The 17639-nt window shown below is 72.9% G+C and carries 15 protein-coding genes; 9 read left to right on the top strand and 6 right to left on the bottom strand.

Translation table 11 applies throughout. The features are described 5' to 3' along the window. Positions 1–38: 38 nt before the first annotated feature. The 5 genes from ACVW2K_RS07540 to ACVW2K_RS07520 are packed head-to-tail and all read right to left on the bottom strand — an operon-like array spanning position 39 to position 3915. Positions 39–872, bottom strand: coding sequence for a sulfotransferase family protein (locus tag ACVW2K_RS07540; RefSeq protein ID WP_457202081.1), 834 nt, complete (start codon positions 870–872; stop codon positions 39–41). Continuing rightward, entirely contained in the window at positions 869–1795 is a 927-nt protein-coding gene (locus tag ACVW2K_RS07535; RefSeq protein WP_028639248.1) for a glycosyltransferase family A protein, read from the bottom strand. The genes ACVW2K_RS07540 and ACVW2K_RS07535 overlap by 4 nt, the downstream gene beginning before the upstream one ends. Beyond that, complete coding sequence (locus ACVW2K_RS07530) at positions 1792–2859, bottom strand: sulfotransferase (protein WP_457202080.1); 1068 nt, start codon at positions 2857–2859, stop codon at positions 1792–1794. The genes ACVW2K_RS07535 and ACVW2K_RS07530 overlap by 4 nt, the downstream gene beginning before the upstream one ends. Next, a complete protein-coding gene (locus tag ACVW2K_RS07525; RefSeq protein WP_051549568.1) occupies positions 2846–3397 on the bottom strand; it encodes a glycosyltransferase in 552 nt (183 codons plus the stop codon). The genes ACVW2K_RS07530 and ACVW2K_RS07525 overlap by 14 nt, the downstream gene beginning before the upstream one ends. Continuing rightward, positions 3394–3915, bottom strand: coding sequence for a glycosyltransferase family protein (locus tag ACVW2K_RS07520; protein WP_081790671.1), 522 nt, complete (start codon positions 3913–3915; stop codon positions 3394–3396). Before ACVW2K_RS07520 ends, ACVW2K_RS07525 begins: the two co-directional genes overlap by 4 nt. Positions 3916–4058: 143 nt before the next feature. On the opposite strand from ACVW2K_RS07520, the gene ACVW2K_RS07515 reads away from it, so the two are divergent. Next, a complete protein-coding gene (locus ACVW2K_RS07515; RefSeq protein WP_457202079.1) occupies positions 4059–5075 on the top strand; it encodes a hypothetical protein in 1017 nt (338 codons plus the stop codon). A 4-nt stretch (positions 5076–5079) separates the two neighbouring features. Here the strand turns inward: ACVW2K_RS07515 and ACVW2K_RS07510 are convergent, their stop codons facing one another. Further along, a complete protein-coding gene (locus ACVW2K_RS07510) occupies positions 5080–5883 on the bottom strand; it encodes a LamG-like jellyroll fold domain-containing protein (RefSeq protein WP_457202078.1) in 804 nt (267 codons plus the stop codon). 137 nt (positions 5884–6020) lie between these two features. Here ACVW2K_RS07510 and ACVW2K_RS07505 point away from each other — a divergent pair, with 137 nt between their 5' ends. The 8 genes from ACVW2K_RS07505 (at position 6021) to ACVW2K_RS07470 (ending at position 17583) form a co-directional block, all read left to right on the top strand. Beyond that, complete coding sequence (locus ACVW2K_RS07505; RefSeq protein ID WP_457202077.1) at positions 6021–6977, top strand: sulfotransferase; 957 nt, start codon at positions 6021–6023, stop codon at positions 6975–6977. Continuing rightward, positions 6974–8344 (top strand): hypothetical protein, encoded by a 1371-nt coding sequence (locus ACVW2K_RS07500; RefSeq protein WP_457202076.1) that lies wholly within the window; start codon positions 6974–6976, stop codon positions 8342–8344. Before ACVW2K_RS07505 ends, ACVW2K_RS07500 begins: the two co-directional genes overlap by 4 nt. Continuing rightward, positions 8341–9576 (top strand): hypothetical protein, encoded by a 1236-nt coding sequence (locus ACVW2K_RS07495; protein WP_457202075.1) that lies wholly within the window; start codon positions 8341–8343, stop codon positions 9574–9576. Before ACVW2K_RS07500 ends, ACVW2K_RS07495 begins: the two co-directional genes overlap by 4 nt. Next, a complete protein-coding gene (locus ACVW2K_RS07490; RefSeq protein ID WP_028639252.1) occupies positions 9573–10439 on the top strand; it encodes a sulfotransferase family protein in 867 nt (288 codons plus the stop codon). The genes ACVW2K_RS07495 and ACVW2K_RS07490 overlap by 4 nt, the downstream gene beginning before the upstream one ends. Next, positions 10436–11290 (top strand): GumC domain-containing protein, encoded by an 855-nt coding sequence (locus ACVW2K_RS07485; protein ID WP_155992424.1) that lies wholly within the window; start codon positions 10436–10438, stop codon positions 11288–11290. The genes ACVW2K_RS07490 and ACVW2K_RS07485 overlap by 4 nt, the downstream gene beginning before the upstream one ends. Further along, a complete protein-coding gene (locus tag ACVW2K_RS07480; RefSeq protein ID WP_197025436.1) occupies positions 11280–12845 on the top strand; it encodes a Wzz/FepE/Etk N-terminal domain-containing protein in 1566 nt (521 codons plus the stop codon). Before ACVW2K_RS07485 ends, ACVW2K_RS07480 begins: the two co-directional genes overlap by 11 nt. Positions 12846–13058: 213 nt before the next feature. Then, positions 13059–14468, top strand: a complete 1410-nt coding sequence (locus ACVW2K_RS07475) for an MATE family efflux transporter (RefSeq protein WP_457202074.1) — start codon at positions 13059–13061, stop codon at positions 14466–14468. A 55-nt stretch (positions 14469–14523) separates the two neighbouring features. Then, a complete protein-coding gene (locus tag ACVW2K_RS07470; RefSeq protein WP_457202073.1) occupies positions 14524–17583 on the top strand; it encodes a lamin tail domain-containing protein in 3060 nt (1019 codons plus the stop codon). Positions 17584–17639 lie beyond the last annotated feature (56 nt).

The following is a 17639-nucleotide window of genomic DNA, read 5'->3' as shown; positions in this document are numbered from 1 at the left end:
TGCCTCGCGGGGCTCCTGCCCGGGCGGGACCTGCGGAGCTACCAGCCCCAGGACTCGCGCAGGGGCAGCGCGAAGGCCCGCTCGAGCGCCTCGACCTCCGGCGACAGCGCGGTGCGGACCGCGAGCACGTCGGCCTCGTCGGGTCGCACCGTCCCGCGGTCGATGGGCCGGTAGAGCGTCCGCTGGACCAGCGCCGAGCGCTTGACGCGACCCACCAGGACGGCGCCGTCGTGCTCGCGCACCCAGTCCGCGCTGCGGCGCGCTGCCGAGGCCAGCCGGACCGAGCGGGCGCGGGCCGCCGGCAGGCGGGCCGCGAGGTCGTCCTCGGCCAGCGGCAGCCGGTCGATCCCGAGGAACTCGGTCACCCCGTCTAGGAAGCGCTGGGGGTCGGCCACCAGGTCGTCGAAGAGCGCCACGTGCACGTGGTCGCGCGGGAACAGCATGAGGAACCGGTCGAGACCGGTGGCGTACCGCCCGTGCTCGAGCAGCTCGGGACGCGCCCGCAGGGCCTCGGCGAACGTGTCGGGTCCGATGCCGTGCTTGCGCATGTAGAGGTACGACGACCACGCCCGCTCCACGGGGTCGCGGAGCGACACCATGATCCGGACGGGGCCCAGCGTGTCCCGGATCCGGCCCGCCGCCTCCGGGTGGAACAGGTAGTCCTGGCAGACCTCCCCGACGATCGCCTCGTCCCGGGCGTCGCGGAACTGCGCGGCGTACCACGGGAGTCCCCGGTCGTAGTAGCGGTCGAAGAAGTACAGGTCCTTCGCCGGGGTCAGGTAGACGTCCGGGTGCTTGAGCAGCATCTCGTGGAGCCAGGAGGACCCGGCCTTGTCGGGACCGACGTACAGGAAGTTGGGCAGCCTGCTCACGAGAGCCCCCGTCCCATCCGGCGCGCCGCCGACAGCATCCGCTGCGGTTCGATGCCCGGCCCCGCGACCGCGAGCGCCAGCCAGGCGTGGGGCGCCGCCGGGTATCGGCAGAGCGCCCGGCCGGCGATGCGCGCGCCCCGGGCACGCTGTCCGGCCGCGGCGCGCGCGTAGGCGATCTGGCCGAGGATGCGGGCGTGGCTGCGGCGCCGGTCCCGGAAGTCCGGGTGCTTGTCGAGGAGGTACTCCAGGGCGGTGGCCGTGTTCAGCGACCGCCCGCGGAACCACGACGGGATGTCCTTGCGGATGTCGGCGAGGATCTCCTGGACCGCCCCGATCCGGCCGGCGCGGCTCGCGCGGAGCAGCCAGTCGTAGTCCTCGCCGTAGCCGTGCGGCAGGTCCTCGTCGTACAGCCCCGCGACGTCGAACGAGCTGCGCCGCATCATCAGCGTCGAGCTGTGCAGCTCCTTGACCCGGTTCTCGAGAAGCCTCTCGTGGCTCACCACCGACTCGCGCGCCGGCCACTCGACGTCGCCCCGCTCGCCCATCAGCAGCCGGATCCCGGCGCCGACCGCCAGGAGCGTCGGATCGGACTGCAACCGTTCGACCTGGAGGCGCACCTTGCTCGGGTGCCACATGTCGTCGTCGTCGCACGAGGCGACGAACTCCCCGTCGCTGGCGAGCACCCCGGTGTTGCGCGCGCCGCACAGCCCGGCGGTGCGGGTGTTGACGATCGAGCGCACCGTCCGGTCCGGGAGCGAGCGCAGCTCGAGCATCAGGTCGGCCTCCTCGCGGTCGTGGACCACGAGGACCTCGATGGGGCCGTCGTAGTCCTGCGACAGCACCGAGGTGAGGGTCTCGCCGAGCAGCGTCGGGCGGCCGCGGGTGGGGATCACCACGTTCACGGTGGGGAGGTGTGCAGTCATCTCGGGTCTCTCGTCCTGTCTCGTTCCGCTGGGCGGGGTGTGGTGGGTCGGGGTCGCCGCTGCGTCGCCGGGTATCCGTACGCGGCGAGCAGGGGAAGCGTCAGTGCGGTCACGACCCTGCGTGAGCCCAACGGCATCTCGCGGGTCCAGCTGTCGTCGCGCCGCAGCGGGATCTCACCGGAGCGGAACCGCGACGGGTTCCCGGACAGGCCGTGGCTCGGTCCGAGCCGGAGCGCGCCGCCGTGCAAGGCGGGCAGGTCGTCGGCGGAGAGCGGCACTCCCAGGTCCGTGGTGGCCGACACCAGGGTGCGGACCGGGTCGGCGACGAAGTCCTCGTAGCGGATCCTCGCCGCGCGCGGGCCGCCGATCCCGGCGATCGCCTGGACCTCCAGCTGCAGCGCGGACCACTGCGCGGCGGCGCGCGGCGCCGCGATGCGCCACATCCTGGCCTCGCCGTCCGTGGCGTGCGGGCGGGTGACCTCCCGGTTCCACGACCATGCCACCGCGCGGGGGTCCCGGACGACGTTCAGCACCCGCACGTCCAGGTCGGGCGAACCGGCGAGCGCCTGGCCCAGTGCCGGACCCTTCGAGGCGTCGACGACGACGTAGGCGCCCGTCACCTCGGCCACGGCGCAGTAGATCCGGTCATAGGCCGTGCGCAGGTTCGTGAGCTGGTCCGACGGAACGCCACGCGCGAGCATCCGGGGCAGGTGTCGCTGCCGCGCGGCGGCCCGGTGCAGACCGACCAGGCGATCGAGAACCTCGTCGGACCACCCGCCGAACGCGAGCTCGCCGACGCTCGTCCACACGGGGCAGCGTGAGAACCTGGCCCCGCACCCGCAGAGCTCGTCCGCGCGCGCCACCGCGCGCGCCAGGTCCACGAGCTCGCCGACGTTCGTCCAGCCCGGCGCGGCGCCGAGCATCCGCTCCACGAGGGTGGATCCCGACCGGCCGAATCCGGCGAGGTACACGACCACGGGCCGGTCGACTGCAGGCCCGGGGGGCCCGGCCGGCGACGGTCCCGGTGCGGCGCCGAGGTGGGGTGAGTGCTCAGGCAGGGGCATGTCGTCGGCGCCTGGGTCGACCCGTCGGGCTGCGGAGCATCACCGCGGCCAGCTCGGCCGCTGCCCTCGTGCGCGCCAGGTCCCGGGCCTCGTGCACGGACGCGTTCGAGCCGGGGTCCGGCGGGCCTTCGCGGAGGGCCCGGGCCAGCTCGCTCTCGAACGCGGCCTGGCTCCTGATGTCGACCACGACGCCGACCCGGCCGACCAGCTCGGCGAACCGCTGCTGGTGGTCGTCGACGTGCTCCCCGAGGACCGGGTCACGCGGCACGCAGAGCGGGACGTGCCCTGCCTCTCGAGCATCCATGACCAGGGCCGGCCCGCCGTGGCAGACGACCGCCGTGGCTTCCTCGAGCAGCCCGTCGAGCACGCCACGGGCGAGGAAGTCGTGACCCTCGGCCCGGGACGGTGCTCGGGTCACGCCGTGCTGGACCACGAACCGGACGTCGCCGTGACGAGCCGCCGCGTCGTCGATCCATCCCACGAGCCGGTCGAAGGGATGGTGGTCGGTGCCGACGAGAGCGACCACGAGCGCGTTCACAGCAGCGGTCCCACGAGCCGGGCGTCGGGGTAGAACGCGAGCTGGCTCTGCCACTGCACCATCCGGAGCGTCGTGAAGGGACCGCAGAGGCGACCGGTCATCGTCGGCGTGTCCACCCGGTCGTAGACCTCGATGAACACCGTCGGGATGCCGAGCAACCAGGCTCCGACGAAGAAGGGCACGGCGACGCCGGCTCCTGCGCTCACGAGCAAGGAGGGGCGTTCGCGACGCAGGATCCGCATCGCCAGGACGGCGTTCCGCAGCAGGTTGGGCAGGTTCCGGGTCGTCGGGGAGTAGGACCGGACCACCCGCTCACCCACCAACCGGTCGCGCACGTCCGGGGCGTCGGGACAGACCCATACCCGGGAGTGCCCCTGCCACCAGCCGCGTAGCGCCAGCAGGTGGGCGAGGTGACCGCCCTGGGTGCTGACGAGCAGCACCGGGCCGGTCGCCGCACCGTCGGCAGCCCGCGGTGAACGGCGACGCCGTGCTCGCGGAGGATCGGTCCGGTTGTCCATGGCCGTGATCCTCGGGAGGTCTCGCGCAGGGTGGTCGGCTTCACCGACGCCTATCCCCAAGATTGGGGCCGGGCCATCCCCGAATTGGGGGACGGCTCACCAGCGCTGGGGGACGCGAGCCGATCCGGACCTACGTTCGCGCCATGCCGATCGCCCGACGCAGGCTGCTCGGGCTCGGAGCGGCGGCAGCGCTGTCCGTCGCCGTCTCCGGGTGCAGCAGCCCCTCCCGTCCGTCCGGTCCCCGGCGCGCGACCTCCCCCACGACCACGCGACCCCGGGAAACCGAGGCTGCCAGCAGGCCGGCGAGCGCGGAGCCGGCGTTCGCCGGCTGCCCCGCCCCCACCCAGGTCTACTTCGGGGCGTCCCTGCCCGCCGACCGGTCCGTGGCGGACTGGGAGGCGACGCTGGGTGCCAGCCTGGCGGTGCACCGGTCGTACTTCACGCCCGACCAGAACGAGATCGCGCAGCTGGCGCACCAGTGTGCCGACGACCTCGCCCACGACCGCCTGCCGCACGTCTCGATGAAGCCGCCCGGGACGTGGGCCGACGTCGCGAGCGGAGGTTTCGACGCGTGGCTCACCGAGCTGCTCGGAGCCCTGAGGCAGCAGGCGGGACCGGTCTTCCTGACCATCCACCACGAACCCGAGAACGACGTCGGGCCGGCAGGCATGGCCGCGCCCGACTACGTGGCGATGCAGCGGCACGTGATCCGCCTGGCCGGCGACCTGGCTCCGTCGGTCACGACGGTGCCCGTCCTCCAGCACTGGACCTTCGATCCCCTGCAGCGCGGCACCGATCCGCGGTCCTGGATCGTCCCCGAGGCCGCGGTGCTGGGCGTGGACGTCTACAACCCGTGGTCGCCGACGAACGGCAAGCCGTGGCGAACCTTCGGGAGCCGCATCGACGAGGTGCTCCCGTGGATCGACGACACCCCCCTGGCGATCGGCGAGTACGGATGCCGCGAGGATCCCAGCGACCCCGGGAGCGCAGCCGCCTGGCTGCGCGACGCGGCAGAGTACGCGCGGACGCACGGGATCGTCTCCATGTCGTACTTCAACTCCGGGGTCCACGCCCCCGACGGCTCGCTGGAGCTGCACGGGCCCGGCGAGCGCGCGTTCGCCGAGCTGCTCGGCTCCCCCTGGGTGGCCCGCCCGACCTGATCGCTCACCCGTCCTCCAGGATGCGCAGGAAGACGTCATCGACCCGCCCGTGGTACTGGTCGTCGTCGTCGCCGACGCCGGGGCTGCCGACCCGGACCGGCCACGGGTTGCTCACGGAGCCGGTGCGGCCGGCCCGACGGGTCACGGTGCCGTCCACGGTGATCGACAGCCCGTGAGCGTCTCGCCGGCAGACCACGTGGTGCCACCGGGAGTCCGCGATCGTGGTAGTCGAGCGCACGACCAGCTCGCCCTCGGGGGAGCGCACCATGCAGCTGGGCTTGCCCGCGGTGTCGTCGACCTGGAGCTTCCACTGGCCACCCTCGGTCCCGAAGCGGCCCTTCTGGACGATGTTCGAGCCCGTGGTCGTCTGGTCGGGCGCGAGCCAGACGGCAGCGCCGTACTCGAAGGGGGCGCGGGCGGGATCGAGACCGTCGGCGGACATGACCTCCACCATCGCCCGGGGGCACCCACGCGGGCTCGTGCACGCCGGAGGGAAGGCGACCGCCGCCGATGACCCGTCCGCCCCGCCCACCCGGGTGACCCGGCCCCCGTTGGCCGAGACGAGGTCACCGACGTAGGGACCCCCCGCCGCGTCCGGGTAGGCCGTCGTCCCGTCGTACGCCATCGTCGTCCTCTCGAAGGACAGCCACAGGTCGGCGTCCGGGTGGCCGACGACGGCGGTCGAGGAGCGCTCGGGTACCGGCGCCCGCCGGGTGGTCGCCCCCTCCCCTCCGCACCCGGCCGTCACCAGGGCGGCGACGGCGGTCACGGTGGCGGCGAGACGCAGCTTCGCTGGTCGGCCCGTCACGCATCCTCCTCGTCCAGATACCCGATTTGGGGGAGCCCACCGACGAAAACCCCTCCCCGTCCGGCATCGCCCCTAGCGTCCGACGCGGATCCGCCACGAGGGCGGTGGCACGAGAAACCAGGACGTCGGGGGATGTCGTGAAGGTGCTGTACATCGCAGGTGTGGGTCGTTCCGGCAGCACCCTGCTCGAACGCATGCTCGGCGCGCTGCCCGGCTGTGTCAACACCGGTGAGCTCAACGCGATCTTCTCCCGCGTCATCAGCCAGGACCAGCGGTGCGGGTGCGGCGAGCCCTTCTCCGCGTGCCCGTTCTGGACCGCCGTCGGGGAGCAGGCGTTCGGCGGGTGGGAGTCGGTGACCGACCGCATGTGCCGGCTCCAGCAGCACCTGGTCCGCCAGCGCCGGGTGCCGCAGCTGGCCGCCGGCGTCGCGGGTCCGGACTTCCGGCACCAGCTCGCGGACTACCTCGACGGTTACCAACGCCTCTACCGGGCGATCGCCCAGGTCTCCGGCGCCGACGTCGTCGTGGACGCCAGCAAGTCCGCGGCCCAGCTCGTGGCGCTGCGCCGGCTCCGCGGGCTGGACCTGCGCGTGCTCCACCTGGTGCGCGACCCGCGCGGGGTCGCCCACTCCTGGACCAAGTCGGGGATCCGCAAGCCGCAGTCCCGCGACGGCGACACGATGGCGACCTACCCGCCGCACCGCCTCGCCGTGCTCTGGACGACGCTCGAGATCGAGTGCGGCGCGGTCGCCGCGTCCGTCCCGCACGCCGCCCGCGTGCGGTACGAGGACCTGGTCGCCCGGCCGCGGCCGACGCTCGAGCGGGCCGTGGCCGCCCTCGGCCTCTCCACCGACCCGGCGGCGCTCGACCACGTCGGGGAGCGCAGCGTCGTCCTGGAGCCCAGCCACGGCATCGCCGGCAGCCGGAGCCGGTTCGTCTCCGGACGCGTCGAGCTGCGCCTCGACGACGCATGGCGGTCGTCGCTCCCGGTGGGTGCCCGCCGCATGGTCACCGCGGTGACCCTTCCCCACCTCCTCGGCTACGGCTACGTGGGCCGGCGGTCCGACCTCGTGGCCCCGGGGGCGGGCTCGTGACGCAGGAGGTCGTCCGCCCGGCGTACGGGACCGACACCGGGACCCCCGTGCCCCCGCGCACCGGGCTGTTCGGGCCCGGATGGCCCCTCTCGGTCCTGTACCTCGGCTTCCCGCTCTGGTGGGCGCTCGGCCTGGCGCAGGTCATCTTCTTCGCGATGGCCGCGGTGATGGTGGTGCACCTGCGCCGCGGAGGTCCGCTGCGGGTCCCGCGCGGCTTCACGCCGTGGCTGCTCTTCCTCGTCTGGATGTTCGCCGGCGTCCTCCTCGTGCACGCGACCGCACCGCACACGGTGCCGGGCGGCGGACTCGGACGCGTCGCCAACTTCGGCGTCTGGGCGCTGTGGTACCTGGCGATCACGGTCGTGATGCTGTACGTCGTCAACACCGCGCGCGAGGTGTCGACACAACGGATCGTGCGGCTCCTCGGCTGGATGTTCGTCGTGACAGCGGGCTTCGGCGTCCTGGCCGTCCTGGCGCCCAGCCTCGAGTTCGAGTCGCCCATGGAGCTGATGCTCCCCCACAGCCTGGTCTCGACGAACTTCGTCCGCACGCTGGTGCACCCGTCGCTCTCCTCGAGCAGCGACTTCCTGGGCTACGTGCAGCCCCGGCCGACGGCGCCCTTCCCCTACTCGAACGCGTGGGGCAACAACCTGGCCCTCTACCTCCCCTTCTTCTTCCTGGCGTGGCTGGGGCGCGACGCCGGCTGGCGCCGGAAGCTCGCGCCGGTCGTGCTGGTCGCCGCCGTCTTCCCGATCATCTTCTCCCTGAACCGCGGCCTGTGGATCTCCCTCGCCCTCGCCGGCGGGTACGCCGCGGTCCGGCTCGCCGTCAACGGGCGCACCCGGGCTCTGCAGGTGCTCGTGGCCGCGGTCGTGATCGGCGGCATCGCGTTCACGGCGTCCCCGCTCTACGACACGCTGGTCCTGCGCGTCGAGACCCCGCACAGCAACGATCGCCGGGCCGGCACGGCGGAGACCGTGGTGTCCACCACCGCCCAGGGCTCGCCCGTGCTCGGGTACGGCACCACGCGCACCATGGCGGGGAGCTTCAGCTCCCTCGCCGGTGGCGAGACGGAGTCGTGCCACCAGTGCGCCGCTCCGCCGCTCGGGACGCAGGGCTTCATGTGGCGCCTGGTGCTCACCACCGGCTTCGGCGGGACCCTCCTGTGCCTGTGGTTCTTCGGGGCGCAGTTCCTGCGCCGGGCCCGCGGTCCGGCGCCCCTGGACGTCGCGACCTGCACAGTGCTCCTGATCGCCGTCGTCTGCTTCTTCGTCTACGACTCGCTCGGGTCGGCGCTGTTCACCGTGATGATCGCGGTGGGGCTGATGGCCAGGTCGGACATCACTGAGCCGGAGGTGGCGCCGTGACGACGGCCGACGGGTCGGCGTCGTACGCCGCGGACGTGGCGCGGCTGCTCTGGCCGCCGCCGTGGGCCGCACCCTGCGTCACGCGGGGGCGCACCGGTGACGCCGCCGACCGCAACGCGTACCTGTTCCCCAGCTCGCGCCGGCCCCGCCTCCTGGTGCCGGTCGACGTGCCCGGCTCCGCGCGGATGCTCGACCGGCTGGGACCCGACTCGCTGGTGAGCCGTCCGGTCCGCGGCGCTCTCGAGCGCTCGGTCCGCTCGGGCGTGCTCGGGCTCACCCCGTGGCCGGTCCTGCGGGTCTCCGCCACGGACCCCGACGCGGACTCGATCGAGCGCCACCTCTCCGCGTGCCTCGGAACCGCCGTCCGGGTCGGGGTCATGCTGGGGACCCGCCGCGCCAACCAGAAGCCGGTGCTGCCGGTGTTCGAGGTGCACGGTGGCCGGCTCCTGGCCTACGCCAAGGTCGGGCACAACGAGCTCACCCGGCGCCTGGTGGACCAGGAGGCCCGCGCGCTGCTGCGGCTCGCCGATCACGAGCTCCGCCACTTCCGGGTGCCGGCCGTCCTGCACCACGGCCCGTGGGCCGGACTCCAGGTGCTGGCGGTGTCCCCGCTGGCGTCCGACCGGGACCGGGTCGTCACTGCCGGCGCGCGGACCGCTGCCACGTGGGAGCTGTCGCACCTGGGCGGGGTCAGCTGCGCGCCGCTGACGGAGTCCACCTTCTGGCGCCGGCTGCACGAGGCGATCAGCGCGCTGCCGGCACGTCCCGACCGGGACCACCTCGGCGCGGCGGCGCACGCCGTCGCGGCCGACCACGGGACCGACCGGGTGCGGCTGGGCGGCTGGCACGGCGACTGGGGGCACTGGAACATGGGCATGAGCGGCTCCGTCGTCGATGTCTGGGACTGGGAGCGCTACGAGCCCGACGTGCCGCTCGGGTTCGACGGCCTGCACTTCGCGGCCCAGCTCGTGCGCCCGGGCGAGCGCGACCAGCGCCGGCAGGAGCAGCAGTTCTTCGCGTCGGTGCCCGAGCTGCTCGTCGACCTCGGCATCCCGACAGCGGACCACGAGCTCACCCTCCGGCTGTACCTCCTCCACATCGGCGTCCGGTACGCCGACGCCCTCCGCCACGGCTCGACCCCGGCGCTGGTCCGGCGTACGGCGTGGGTCCTGGCCCAGCTCGACCGGCTCGGCGAGACGGCTCGTCCGGTCTCCACGAAAGGCATCTCATGAGCGTCCGCGCAGCGGCACCCCACACCGTCAAGACCGCCGGCCGGACCCTCTCCGTCCGGCTGGGCACCGCGACGGCGACCCGGCGCCGGCTGCCCTCGTTCCTCCTCGTAGGGGCCCAGCGGGCCGGCACGACCTCCCTGTTCCGAGCACTGTCGTCACACCCGCTCGTGCACGGCGCGAACTACCACAAGGGCGTCAACTACTTCGACGTGAACTACCACCGGGGTCTCGCCTGGTACCAGGGACACTTCCCGACCGGGACCCGGCTGGAGCGCCGCGCCCAGGAGGGCCGCACCCCGGTGACCTTCGAGGCGAGCGGCTACTACATGTTCCACCCGTGCGCCCCTGAGCGGATCGCCCGCGACCTGCCCGGGGTCAAGGTCGTGGCGATGCTGCGCGACCCCGTCGAGCGCGCCTACTCCGCGTGGAAGCACGAGCTCGCACGCGGGTACGAGACGGAGGCCTTCGAGCGCGCCCTCGAGCTGGAGGACGAGCGGCTGTCCGGCCAGACGGAGCGGATGGTCGCGGATCCGGCCTACCAGAGCTTCAGCCACCGGCACCACGCCTACGTCCGGCGCGGCCACTACGACGACCAGCTGCACCGGCTGCAAGGGCTGTTCGGTCCGGAGCGGGTGCACGTCGTGGAGAGCGAGCTGTTCTTCACCGAGCCGGAGGCGACGTACGGGCGCCTGCTCGAGTTCCTGGAGCTGCCCCCCGTGATGCCCGCCCGGTTCGACCGGTGGAACGCGCGACCCAGCGCGCCGATGGACCCGGCGACGCGAGCCGGCCTCCGCGAGCACTTCTCCAGCCACGACCAGGGCCTGTCGACCCTGCTCGGTCGCGACCCCGCGTGGACGGCATGACCGGGCCGGGCGACCTGCCCCTGTGGTCGGCCTATCCGGCGTTCGTCCGCCGGCGGCTGGTCTCCCTCGCCACGCTGACCGTGCTCGGGCTGCTCGTGGGCATCGCCCTCGCGGCGATGACCCCGACCACCTACTCGGCCACCGCATCGGTCGTGCTGACCCCGGTCCCGAAGTACCTGACGCCGTCGACGACGACGCTGGTGCCGCCCGCGGTCACCATCGACACCGACGCCCAGCTCCTGCAGAGCCCCGAGGTCCTCGCAGCGGTGGCGGACGTGCTCGGCGGCTCAGCCGCAGGGGCGCTCAGCCACCTCTCCGTCGGGGCCTCTGCGCACTCGCGGGTGCTCCACATCACGGTGACGGCGCAGTCGCCGGCCGCGGCCGCCGCGGCCGCCAATGCCGCTGCGTCTGCACTGGGCGACGTGCGGCGGACCACGCTGGGTTCCCTGCGCGCGGACCAGGTGCGCGAGCTGCGGCTGCTCATCGACCAGCAGGAGCAGCTCCTCGCGAAGGAACGGGTCAAGCAGGTCGTGGTGCCCGAGTACGAGCCGCTCGAGAGCGACGTGCTCCAGCTCCAGAGCGACCTCGACGCACTCGAGGAGGCGCAGCTGCGCCCGCTGGACATCATCGACACGGCGAGCCCGCCGGCCCGCGCCGACTACCGCAACGCCGAGGTGCCGGCGGTCTCGGGCGCCATGGTCGGACTCCTCTGCGGCTGCCTCCTGGGAGCCGCCCGCGATCGCTCACCCCGTCCGGTCCACCTGCCGGTGCGACTGGTGCGGGGCACCGCGGCACTGGGCCGCACACTGCCGACCACCCGACTGGGAAGGGACTACCACCATGTCTCCTGACGCTCCGTCCACGCCTCCGCGTCCGTCCGCCTCGGTGGTCGTGCGCCGACATCTGGTGCTGGTGGGCGTGTTCGTCGTGCTCGGCGCGATCGGTGGCTGGTTCTACGGCTCGTCCGCACCGCCGACGTACACCTCCACGGCACGGGTGCTGGTCAACCCGTCGGTCGGCAACCCGTTCGTCCCGTCGGCGTCAGCCGTGCGGCAGGACGAGCTCACGAGCATGGAGACCGAGGCGCAGGTCGCCCGCTCGGCCGAGGTGCTGCGGACCGTCGCGGTGGACCACCCGCTGACGACGGCGGCCCTGCAGGCCGGCCTGCAGATCGTCGTACCGCCGAACACCCAGGTCCTGGAGATCTCCTGGACCGGGGCCGACGGAGTGCTCGCCCAGGAGGTCACGGCGGCGGTCGCCAAGTCCTACCTCGAGAACCGGGTCCGCCGGTTCGACGCGGTCAACACGCATCGCATCGACCAGGTGGACACCCAGACGGCGCGCGTGGTGGCGGACCTCGAGGCGGCCACCGCTGCCTCGCACAGCGGTACGCCGGCCGCCCGGTCCTTCCAGTCGGAGCTCGCGACGGCCCTGCGCAACGAGCTGGTGGGCCTCCGTGCCCAGCGCACGGCGCTGGAGACGAGCGCGGCTCCGGCGGGATCCGTGATCGCGCCGGCAACCTCGCCCAAGGCGGCCCGCGATCTCGTCGCCACGGCGGCACCGGTCCTGGGTGCGCTGGGCGGGCTCCTGATCGGCTACCTGTGCGCGTTGCTCCGGGAGCGTCTCGGCCGTGCGGTCGGTTCGGTCGCCGAGGTCGAGGCGGCCGGCCTGCACGTGACCGCGGTCCCGCGTCCGGGCCTGCGCGACCGGGTGCTCCGCCGCGACAACGCCGCTGCCGTCGACGCCACGATCCGTCACCTCCGTGCCGCCATCCTCGACGCCGAGCCGTCGCCGGCATCCATCGCCATCGCCGCGCCGTCGGCCAAGCGAGCCGGCGCCGACGCCGTGGCGGTCTCGGAGGCCCTGGCGGCCTCGATCGCGCGCTCCGGCCACGCGGCCGTCCTGGTGCGCACGACGTCGGGTCCCGCGACCAACGGCCTGGTGCTCGACGACGGGCTCACCGAGCTCCTGCAGCACGAGCGGCTCGACGTGCGCGAGCTCCTCCACTCCACCGTCGAGCCACTGCTGTGCGTGCTCCCCAGCGGTGCCGCTGGTCCGCACCTCGCGGACCTCCTCCTGACCGACCGGGTCCGACCGGTGCTGGAGACCCTCGCGGAGGCCGGGAACGTCGTCGTGGTCCAGTCGCCGGGTCTCGACACCCCGGAGGGCGAGGCGGTGGCCCGAGCCGCCGCGACCGTCATCGTGGTCGTCACCCTCGGCCGGACACCCCGTTCCGCGCTCGAGCGCGCCGTCCGCGACGCTGCCGGGCACGGCCCGGTCGCCGGTCTCGTGCTCAACCGGCACGACGCGATCCTGCGTCCGCCCGCGATCGCCGACGAGCCCGGCGCGGCCCACGGCCAGGTGAGCACGGACCGGCTCGGGCAACGACTCCGCGCACGCAGATGACCGGAGGTACCTCGCCCCCGGCGCCGAGCCCCGACCCACCGGTCTCCAGCGAGGCGCGTCACCTCACCCGGCTGGCCCGACGGGGGACCGCGAGCGTGGTGGGAGCCGGCTTCAGCGCGGTCTTCGGCGTGCTGCTGGTGGTCATCGTCACCAACGGCTTCTCGCCCCGCGGACGCCGGCACCCTGTTCGCGGCGACCTCCACCTTCCTGATCGTGGAGTCGGTGACCCTGCTCGGCACCGACACGGGGCTCGTGCGATGGCTCCCGGAGCAGCTCGCCTCGGGCCGGGCCGCAGACGTACGGCGGACCCTCGCGGTCGCGGCGGTGCCGGTGCTCGCGCTGTCCCTGGCCGTCGCGGCGCTGATGGCCGTGACGGCGTCCGCGCTCGCGCCGGTCCTCGTCGGGACGGACTCCGCCGCCACCATGACGGTCATGCTCCGCACCCTGGCGCTCGTGCTCCCCGTGGCCGCGCTGCACGACCTGGTCGTCACGGCGACCCGTGGGTGCGGATCGATGCGCCCGACGGTCCTGGTCGAGAACGTCGGCCGGCTCGGGCTCCAGGCGCTCGCGGTCCTGGCCGTCTTCGCGACCGGGGGCGGACCGCTGGCGCTGGCCGCCGCCTGGTCGGCACCGTACGCGCTGGGCCTGGTGGCCGGCTGCTGGTGGCTGCACCGCCTGGTCCGTCGCTCGACGGACCGGGCCGGTGCCGCGGGAGATCGCGTGCCGACCCCGTGGGTGCCCCTCGCCCGCGAGTTCTGGGCCTACACGACCCCACGGGCGGCCGCCCGAGTCACCCAGACCGCGCTGAAACGGTCCGACATCGTGATGGTCGCCGCGCTGGCCTCCCCCACGGCGGCTGCCCTCTACGCCGCGGCGACCCGGTTCATCGTGCTCGGCCAGCTGTTCGTCCAGGCGGTGCAGCAGGCCCTCTCGCCGCACCTCAGTGCCGTGTTCGCCAAGGGCGACAAGCCGGCAGCCGACGCCCTGTTCCAGGCGGCCACCCGGTGGAGCGTGCTCGCGGCGTGGCCGTTCTACCTGGTGCTCGCGGGTTTCTCGCCGACGCTGATGGGGGTGTTCGGTCACGGCTACCACGTGGCCTCCGACGTCGTGGTGATCCTGTCGCTGACGATGCTCCTGGCCACCGCCTGCGGTCCCGTGGACTCGGTCCTGCTGATGGCCGGACGCAGCTGGCTGAGCCTGCGCAACAGCACGATCGCCCTGGCGGTCAACGTCGGGCTGAACCTGGTCCTCGTCCCCCGCCTGGGGATCCGGGGGGCGGCGATCTCGTGGGCGGTGGCGATCGTCGTGCGGAACCTGCTGCCGCTCGGTCAGGTACGCCGCCAGCTCGGCATGTGGCCCGGCACCCGGGCCACGATGCTGGTGTCGGCCTCGGCCCTGGTGTGCTTCGGCGCCGTCGACCTCGTAGCGCTCGCTCTCGGCCCCGACCACCTTGCGGCGACGCTGGCGCTCCTGGCCGCGTCGTGCGCCTACCTCGTCAGCGTCTGGAGCTGGCGCGAGCGCCTGGGACTGGACGCTTTCCGGACCGCCCTGGGGTCACGGCGACGTCGGGGTTTCCCGGTGTCCCCGAAATCGGCGATGAGGGTGGGCGGGCCCGGAGCCTAGCGTCCCGTTGCGAGGGGCTGCACGCGCCGCCCACGCTCCGGAACCGGGAGAGGCAATGACCTCACGTCGCATGCTCGCCATCCTCGCCACTGCCACGGCCACTGTTGCTGCCATGCTCCAGCTGGGCACGGCATCACCGGCCTCGGCCGCGCCGAGCGACGTGGTGATCAACGAGATGATGTACCACGCCGTCTCCGATCTGGACGGCGATGACTACCTCGAGCTGTACAACCGGGGCACCACCGCGGTCGACCTGTCCGGGTGGGTCTTCAGCGGCATCACCCTGACCCTCCCGGCCGGGTCCTCCATCCCCGCAGGGGGCTACTTCGTGGTCGCCAAGGACGTCACGCAGTACCAGACCACCTACGGCCGCGCCGCCAACGCCGGCTACGGCGGGAACCTGTCCAACAGCGGCGAGACGATCTCGCTCAAGGACAACACCGGCACCATCATCGACACCGTCGCCTACGGCACCGACGACCCCTGGCCGGTCACGGCCGACGGCACCGGCCCCTCCCTGGAGCTGATCGACCCCACCCTGGAGAACAACGACTTCCTCAACTGGGCCGCCGCCACCAACACCGCCGGCCGCACCCCCGGCGCCGCCAACTCCGTGCGCCGCACCGGCCTGGGTCCCCGCATCACCGGCGTCACCCCCAGCACCACCAGCCCCGCCGCGAACCAGGCCGTCACCATCACCGCGACCGTCACCGGCCAGACCAGCGCCCCGGCGTTGCGCTACCGCGCCGACTTCAACGCCGAGCAGACCATCGCGATGACCAACACCAGCGGCGACACCTTCACCGCCACCATCCCCGGCGTCGCCGCCGGCCACCTGATCCGATACCGCGTCGAAGCCACCAACGCCGTCACCACCAGCCGCGTCCCCCGCGCCGACGACACCATCAACTACCGCGGCGTCGTCGTCCCCAGCGGGGTCTCCAGCCCGATCCCGGTCCTCGAGTGGTTCATCGCCGACGCGGACTACAACGCGATGGTCAACGCGCCCACCACCGACATCACCCGCACGGCTGCGCTGGCGTACGGCGGCACCGTCTACGACAACGTCCAGGTCAACATCAAGGGCCACGCGTCGCAGAGCGACCCGAAGGTCAGCTGGAAGTTCCACCTCCCGAAGAACCACGACCTCGACATGCCCGGCGTCATCACCGAGCCGGTCGACGAGTTCGACATGCAGGCCGACTGGAGCGACAAGTCCCACGGCCGGTCGATCCTCTCGTGGGAGGCCTACCAGCGCGCCGGGATCGTCAACCACCAGATGTTCCCCGTCCGAACCCAGCGCAACGGCGCCTTCCAGGGCCTCTACAACTTCAACGAGGTCTTCGACGGCACTTGGCGCAAGCGTGAGGGGTACGACGACAAGGAGGTCTACTCCGCGGATACCAGCGCCTTCACCGCCTCCCGTCCGGTCAACGTGCGGTTCACAAAGGAGAACCCCGACGACGGCAACTACGCGTCGCTCCAGGCGTTCCTGAACGGCGTGAACCTCACGGGCAACGCCCAGCGTGACTTCCTGCTGGCCAACGCCGACATCCCGAAGATGCTCAACTACGCGGCCGTGACCGCCATCGTCGAGCACGTCGACTCGGCGACCAAGAACTTCGACCTCGTCTTCAACCCGAACACCGGACGCTGGAAGATCATCCCCTGGGACCTCGACCACACGCTCGGCAACGGCTGCTGCAACGTGAACAGCAACTTCGTCACCCCGGCCGAGCCGGGCGACAACACCAGCGCGCTGATGCGGGCCCTGCTCGCGGTGCCGCAGTGGAAGGACATGTACTTCCGGCGGCTGCGCACGCTGGTCAACGACATCCTCGCGCCGAACCGGATGGAGTCCCTCTACGACACCGTCGTCGGCCCCGCCCAGCCGGTCGGGACCCTCGACATCGGCGCCTGGCCCTACCCCTCCGGCACCACGTTCGCGACGTTCCGCACCCGGCTGTTCAACGCCATCCAGGACCGGCGCAACGCCTTCGCGTCGGACTCGCGGGTGCCGGGGAACCAGCCGGCCGCGCCGGACATGGTCATCGACGAGATCCAGCACTCCCCCACCGCCGGTGACGACGCCGAGTTCGTCGAGCTCTACAACCCCGGCAACCAGGCCATCGACCTGTCCGGCTGGAACCTGGCCGGCGGCATCGCCCTGACCATCCAGCCCGGCACCGTGATCCTGCCGCACGCCACGATGACCTTCATCAGCGACGACCCGACCTTCCGCAGCACCTACGGCTCCACCGTCTTCGTCGGCGACCGCTACGACAACAACCTCGCCCCCAGCGGCACCCTGACCCTGACCCGCCCCGACGGCACCACCGCCGACACCGTCAGCTACGGCGGCACCGGCTGGCCGACCTCCACCACCGGCCAGTCCCTGGAGCTGACCAACCTCACCGCCGACAACAACGACCCCGCCAACTGGCAGCTCTCCACCGGCTCCGGCACCCCCGGCTCCACCACCGGCGCCCCCACGGTCACCGCCCCCGGCACCCCCACCATCGGCACCGCCACCGCCGGCAGCGCCTCGGCCACCGTCCGCTGGACCGCCCCGACCGACGACGGCGGCTCGGCCATCACCGGCTACTCGGTCAAGGTCCTCAACAGCGCCGAGCAGCAGGTCGGCGTCCTGCGCCCCACCGGCGGCAGCGCCACCAGCCTGACCGTCACCGGCCTCACCAACGGCACCGCCTACCACTTCCAGGTCGCCGCCACCAACAGCGCCGGCACCGGCACCTACTCCAGCTCCTCCAACACCGTCACCCCGGCCGCCACCACCGTCCCCAGCGCCCCGATCATCGGCACCCCCAGCCAGGGCGCCGCCGGCGGCTCCCTGACCGCCATCGCCCGATGGTCCGCCCCGACCAGCACCGGCGGCTCACCCATCACCGGCTACCAGGTCTACGCCCTGCGCATGAGCTCCTCCGCCGCCGACGCCACCGTCGTGTCCACCACGACCTCACCCATCCTCGGCGCCAGCGTCCGGCAACGCTCCTTCACCCTCACCGCCGGCAACTACCGCTTCGAAGTCGTCGCCATCAACGCCGTCGGCACCAGCCCACGATCCGCCCGCTCCACCAACATCGTCCCCCGCTGACGCCAGGCGGCTCTGAACCGTCCCCGCTGAGCCCGACTCCCGCTGAGCCCGTCCCC

This window comes from Nocardioides sp. HB32 (assembly GCF_054058995.1).
This window is presented reverse-complemented; position numbering and strand designations above follow the sequence as displayed.

Bases quoted from the DNA above. Each gene is read 5' to 3' on its own strand.
- ACVW2K_RS07520 (WP_081790671.1), bottom strand. From the start codon at position 3,915: ATGGACAACCGGACCGATCCTCCGCGAGCACGGCGTCGCCGTTCACCG.
- ACVW2K_RS07515 (WP_457202079.1), top strand. From the start codon at position 4,059: ATGCCGATCGCCCGACGCAGGCTGCTCGGGCTCGGAGCGGCGGCAGCG.
- ACVW2K_RS07535 (WP_028639248.1), bottom strand. From the start codon at position 1,795: ATGACTGCACACCTCCCCACCGTGAACGTGGTGATCCCCACCCGCGGC.
- ACVW2K_RS07485 (WP_155992424.1), top strand. From the start codon at position 10,436: ATGACCGGGCCGGGCGACCTGCCCCTGTGGTCGGCCTATCCGGCGTTC.
- ACVW2K_RS07480 (WP_197025436.1), top strand. From the start codon at position 11,280: ATGTCTCCTGACGCTCCGTCCACGCCTCCGCGTCCGTCCGCCTCGGTG.
- ACVW2K_RS07530 (WP_457202080.1), bottom strand. From the start codon at position 2,859: ATGCCCCTGCCTGAGCACTCACCCCACCTCGGCGCCGCACCGGGACCG.
- ACVW2K_RS07470 (WP_457202073.1), top strand. From the start codon at position 14,524: ATGACCTCACGTCGCATGCTCGCCATCCTCGCCACTGCCACGGCCACT.
- ACVW2K_RS07490 (WP_028639252.1), top strand. From the start codon at position 9,573: ATGAGCGTCCGCGCAGCGGCACCCCACACCGTCAAGACCGCCGGCCGG.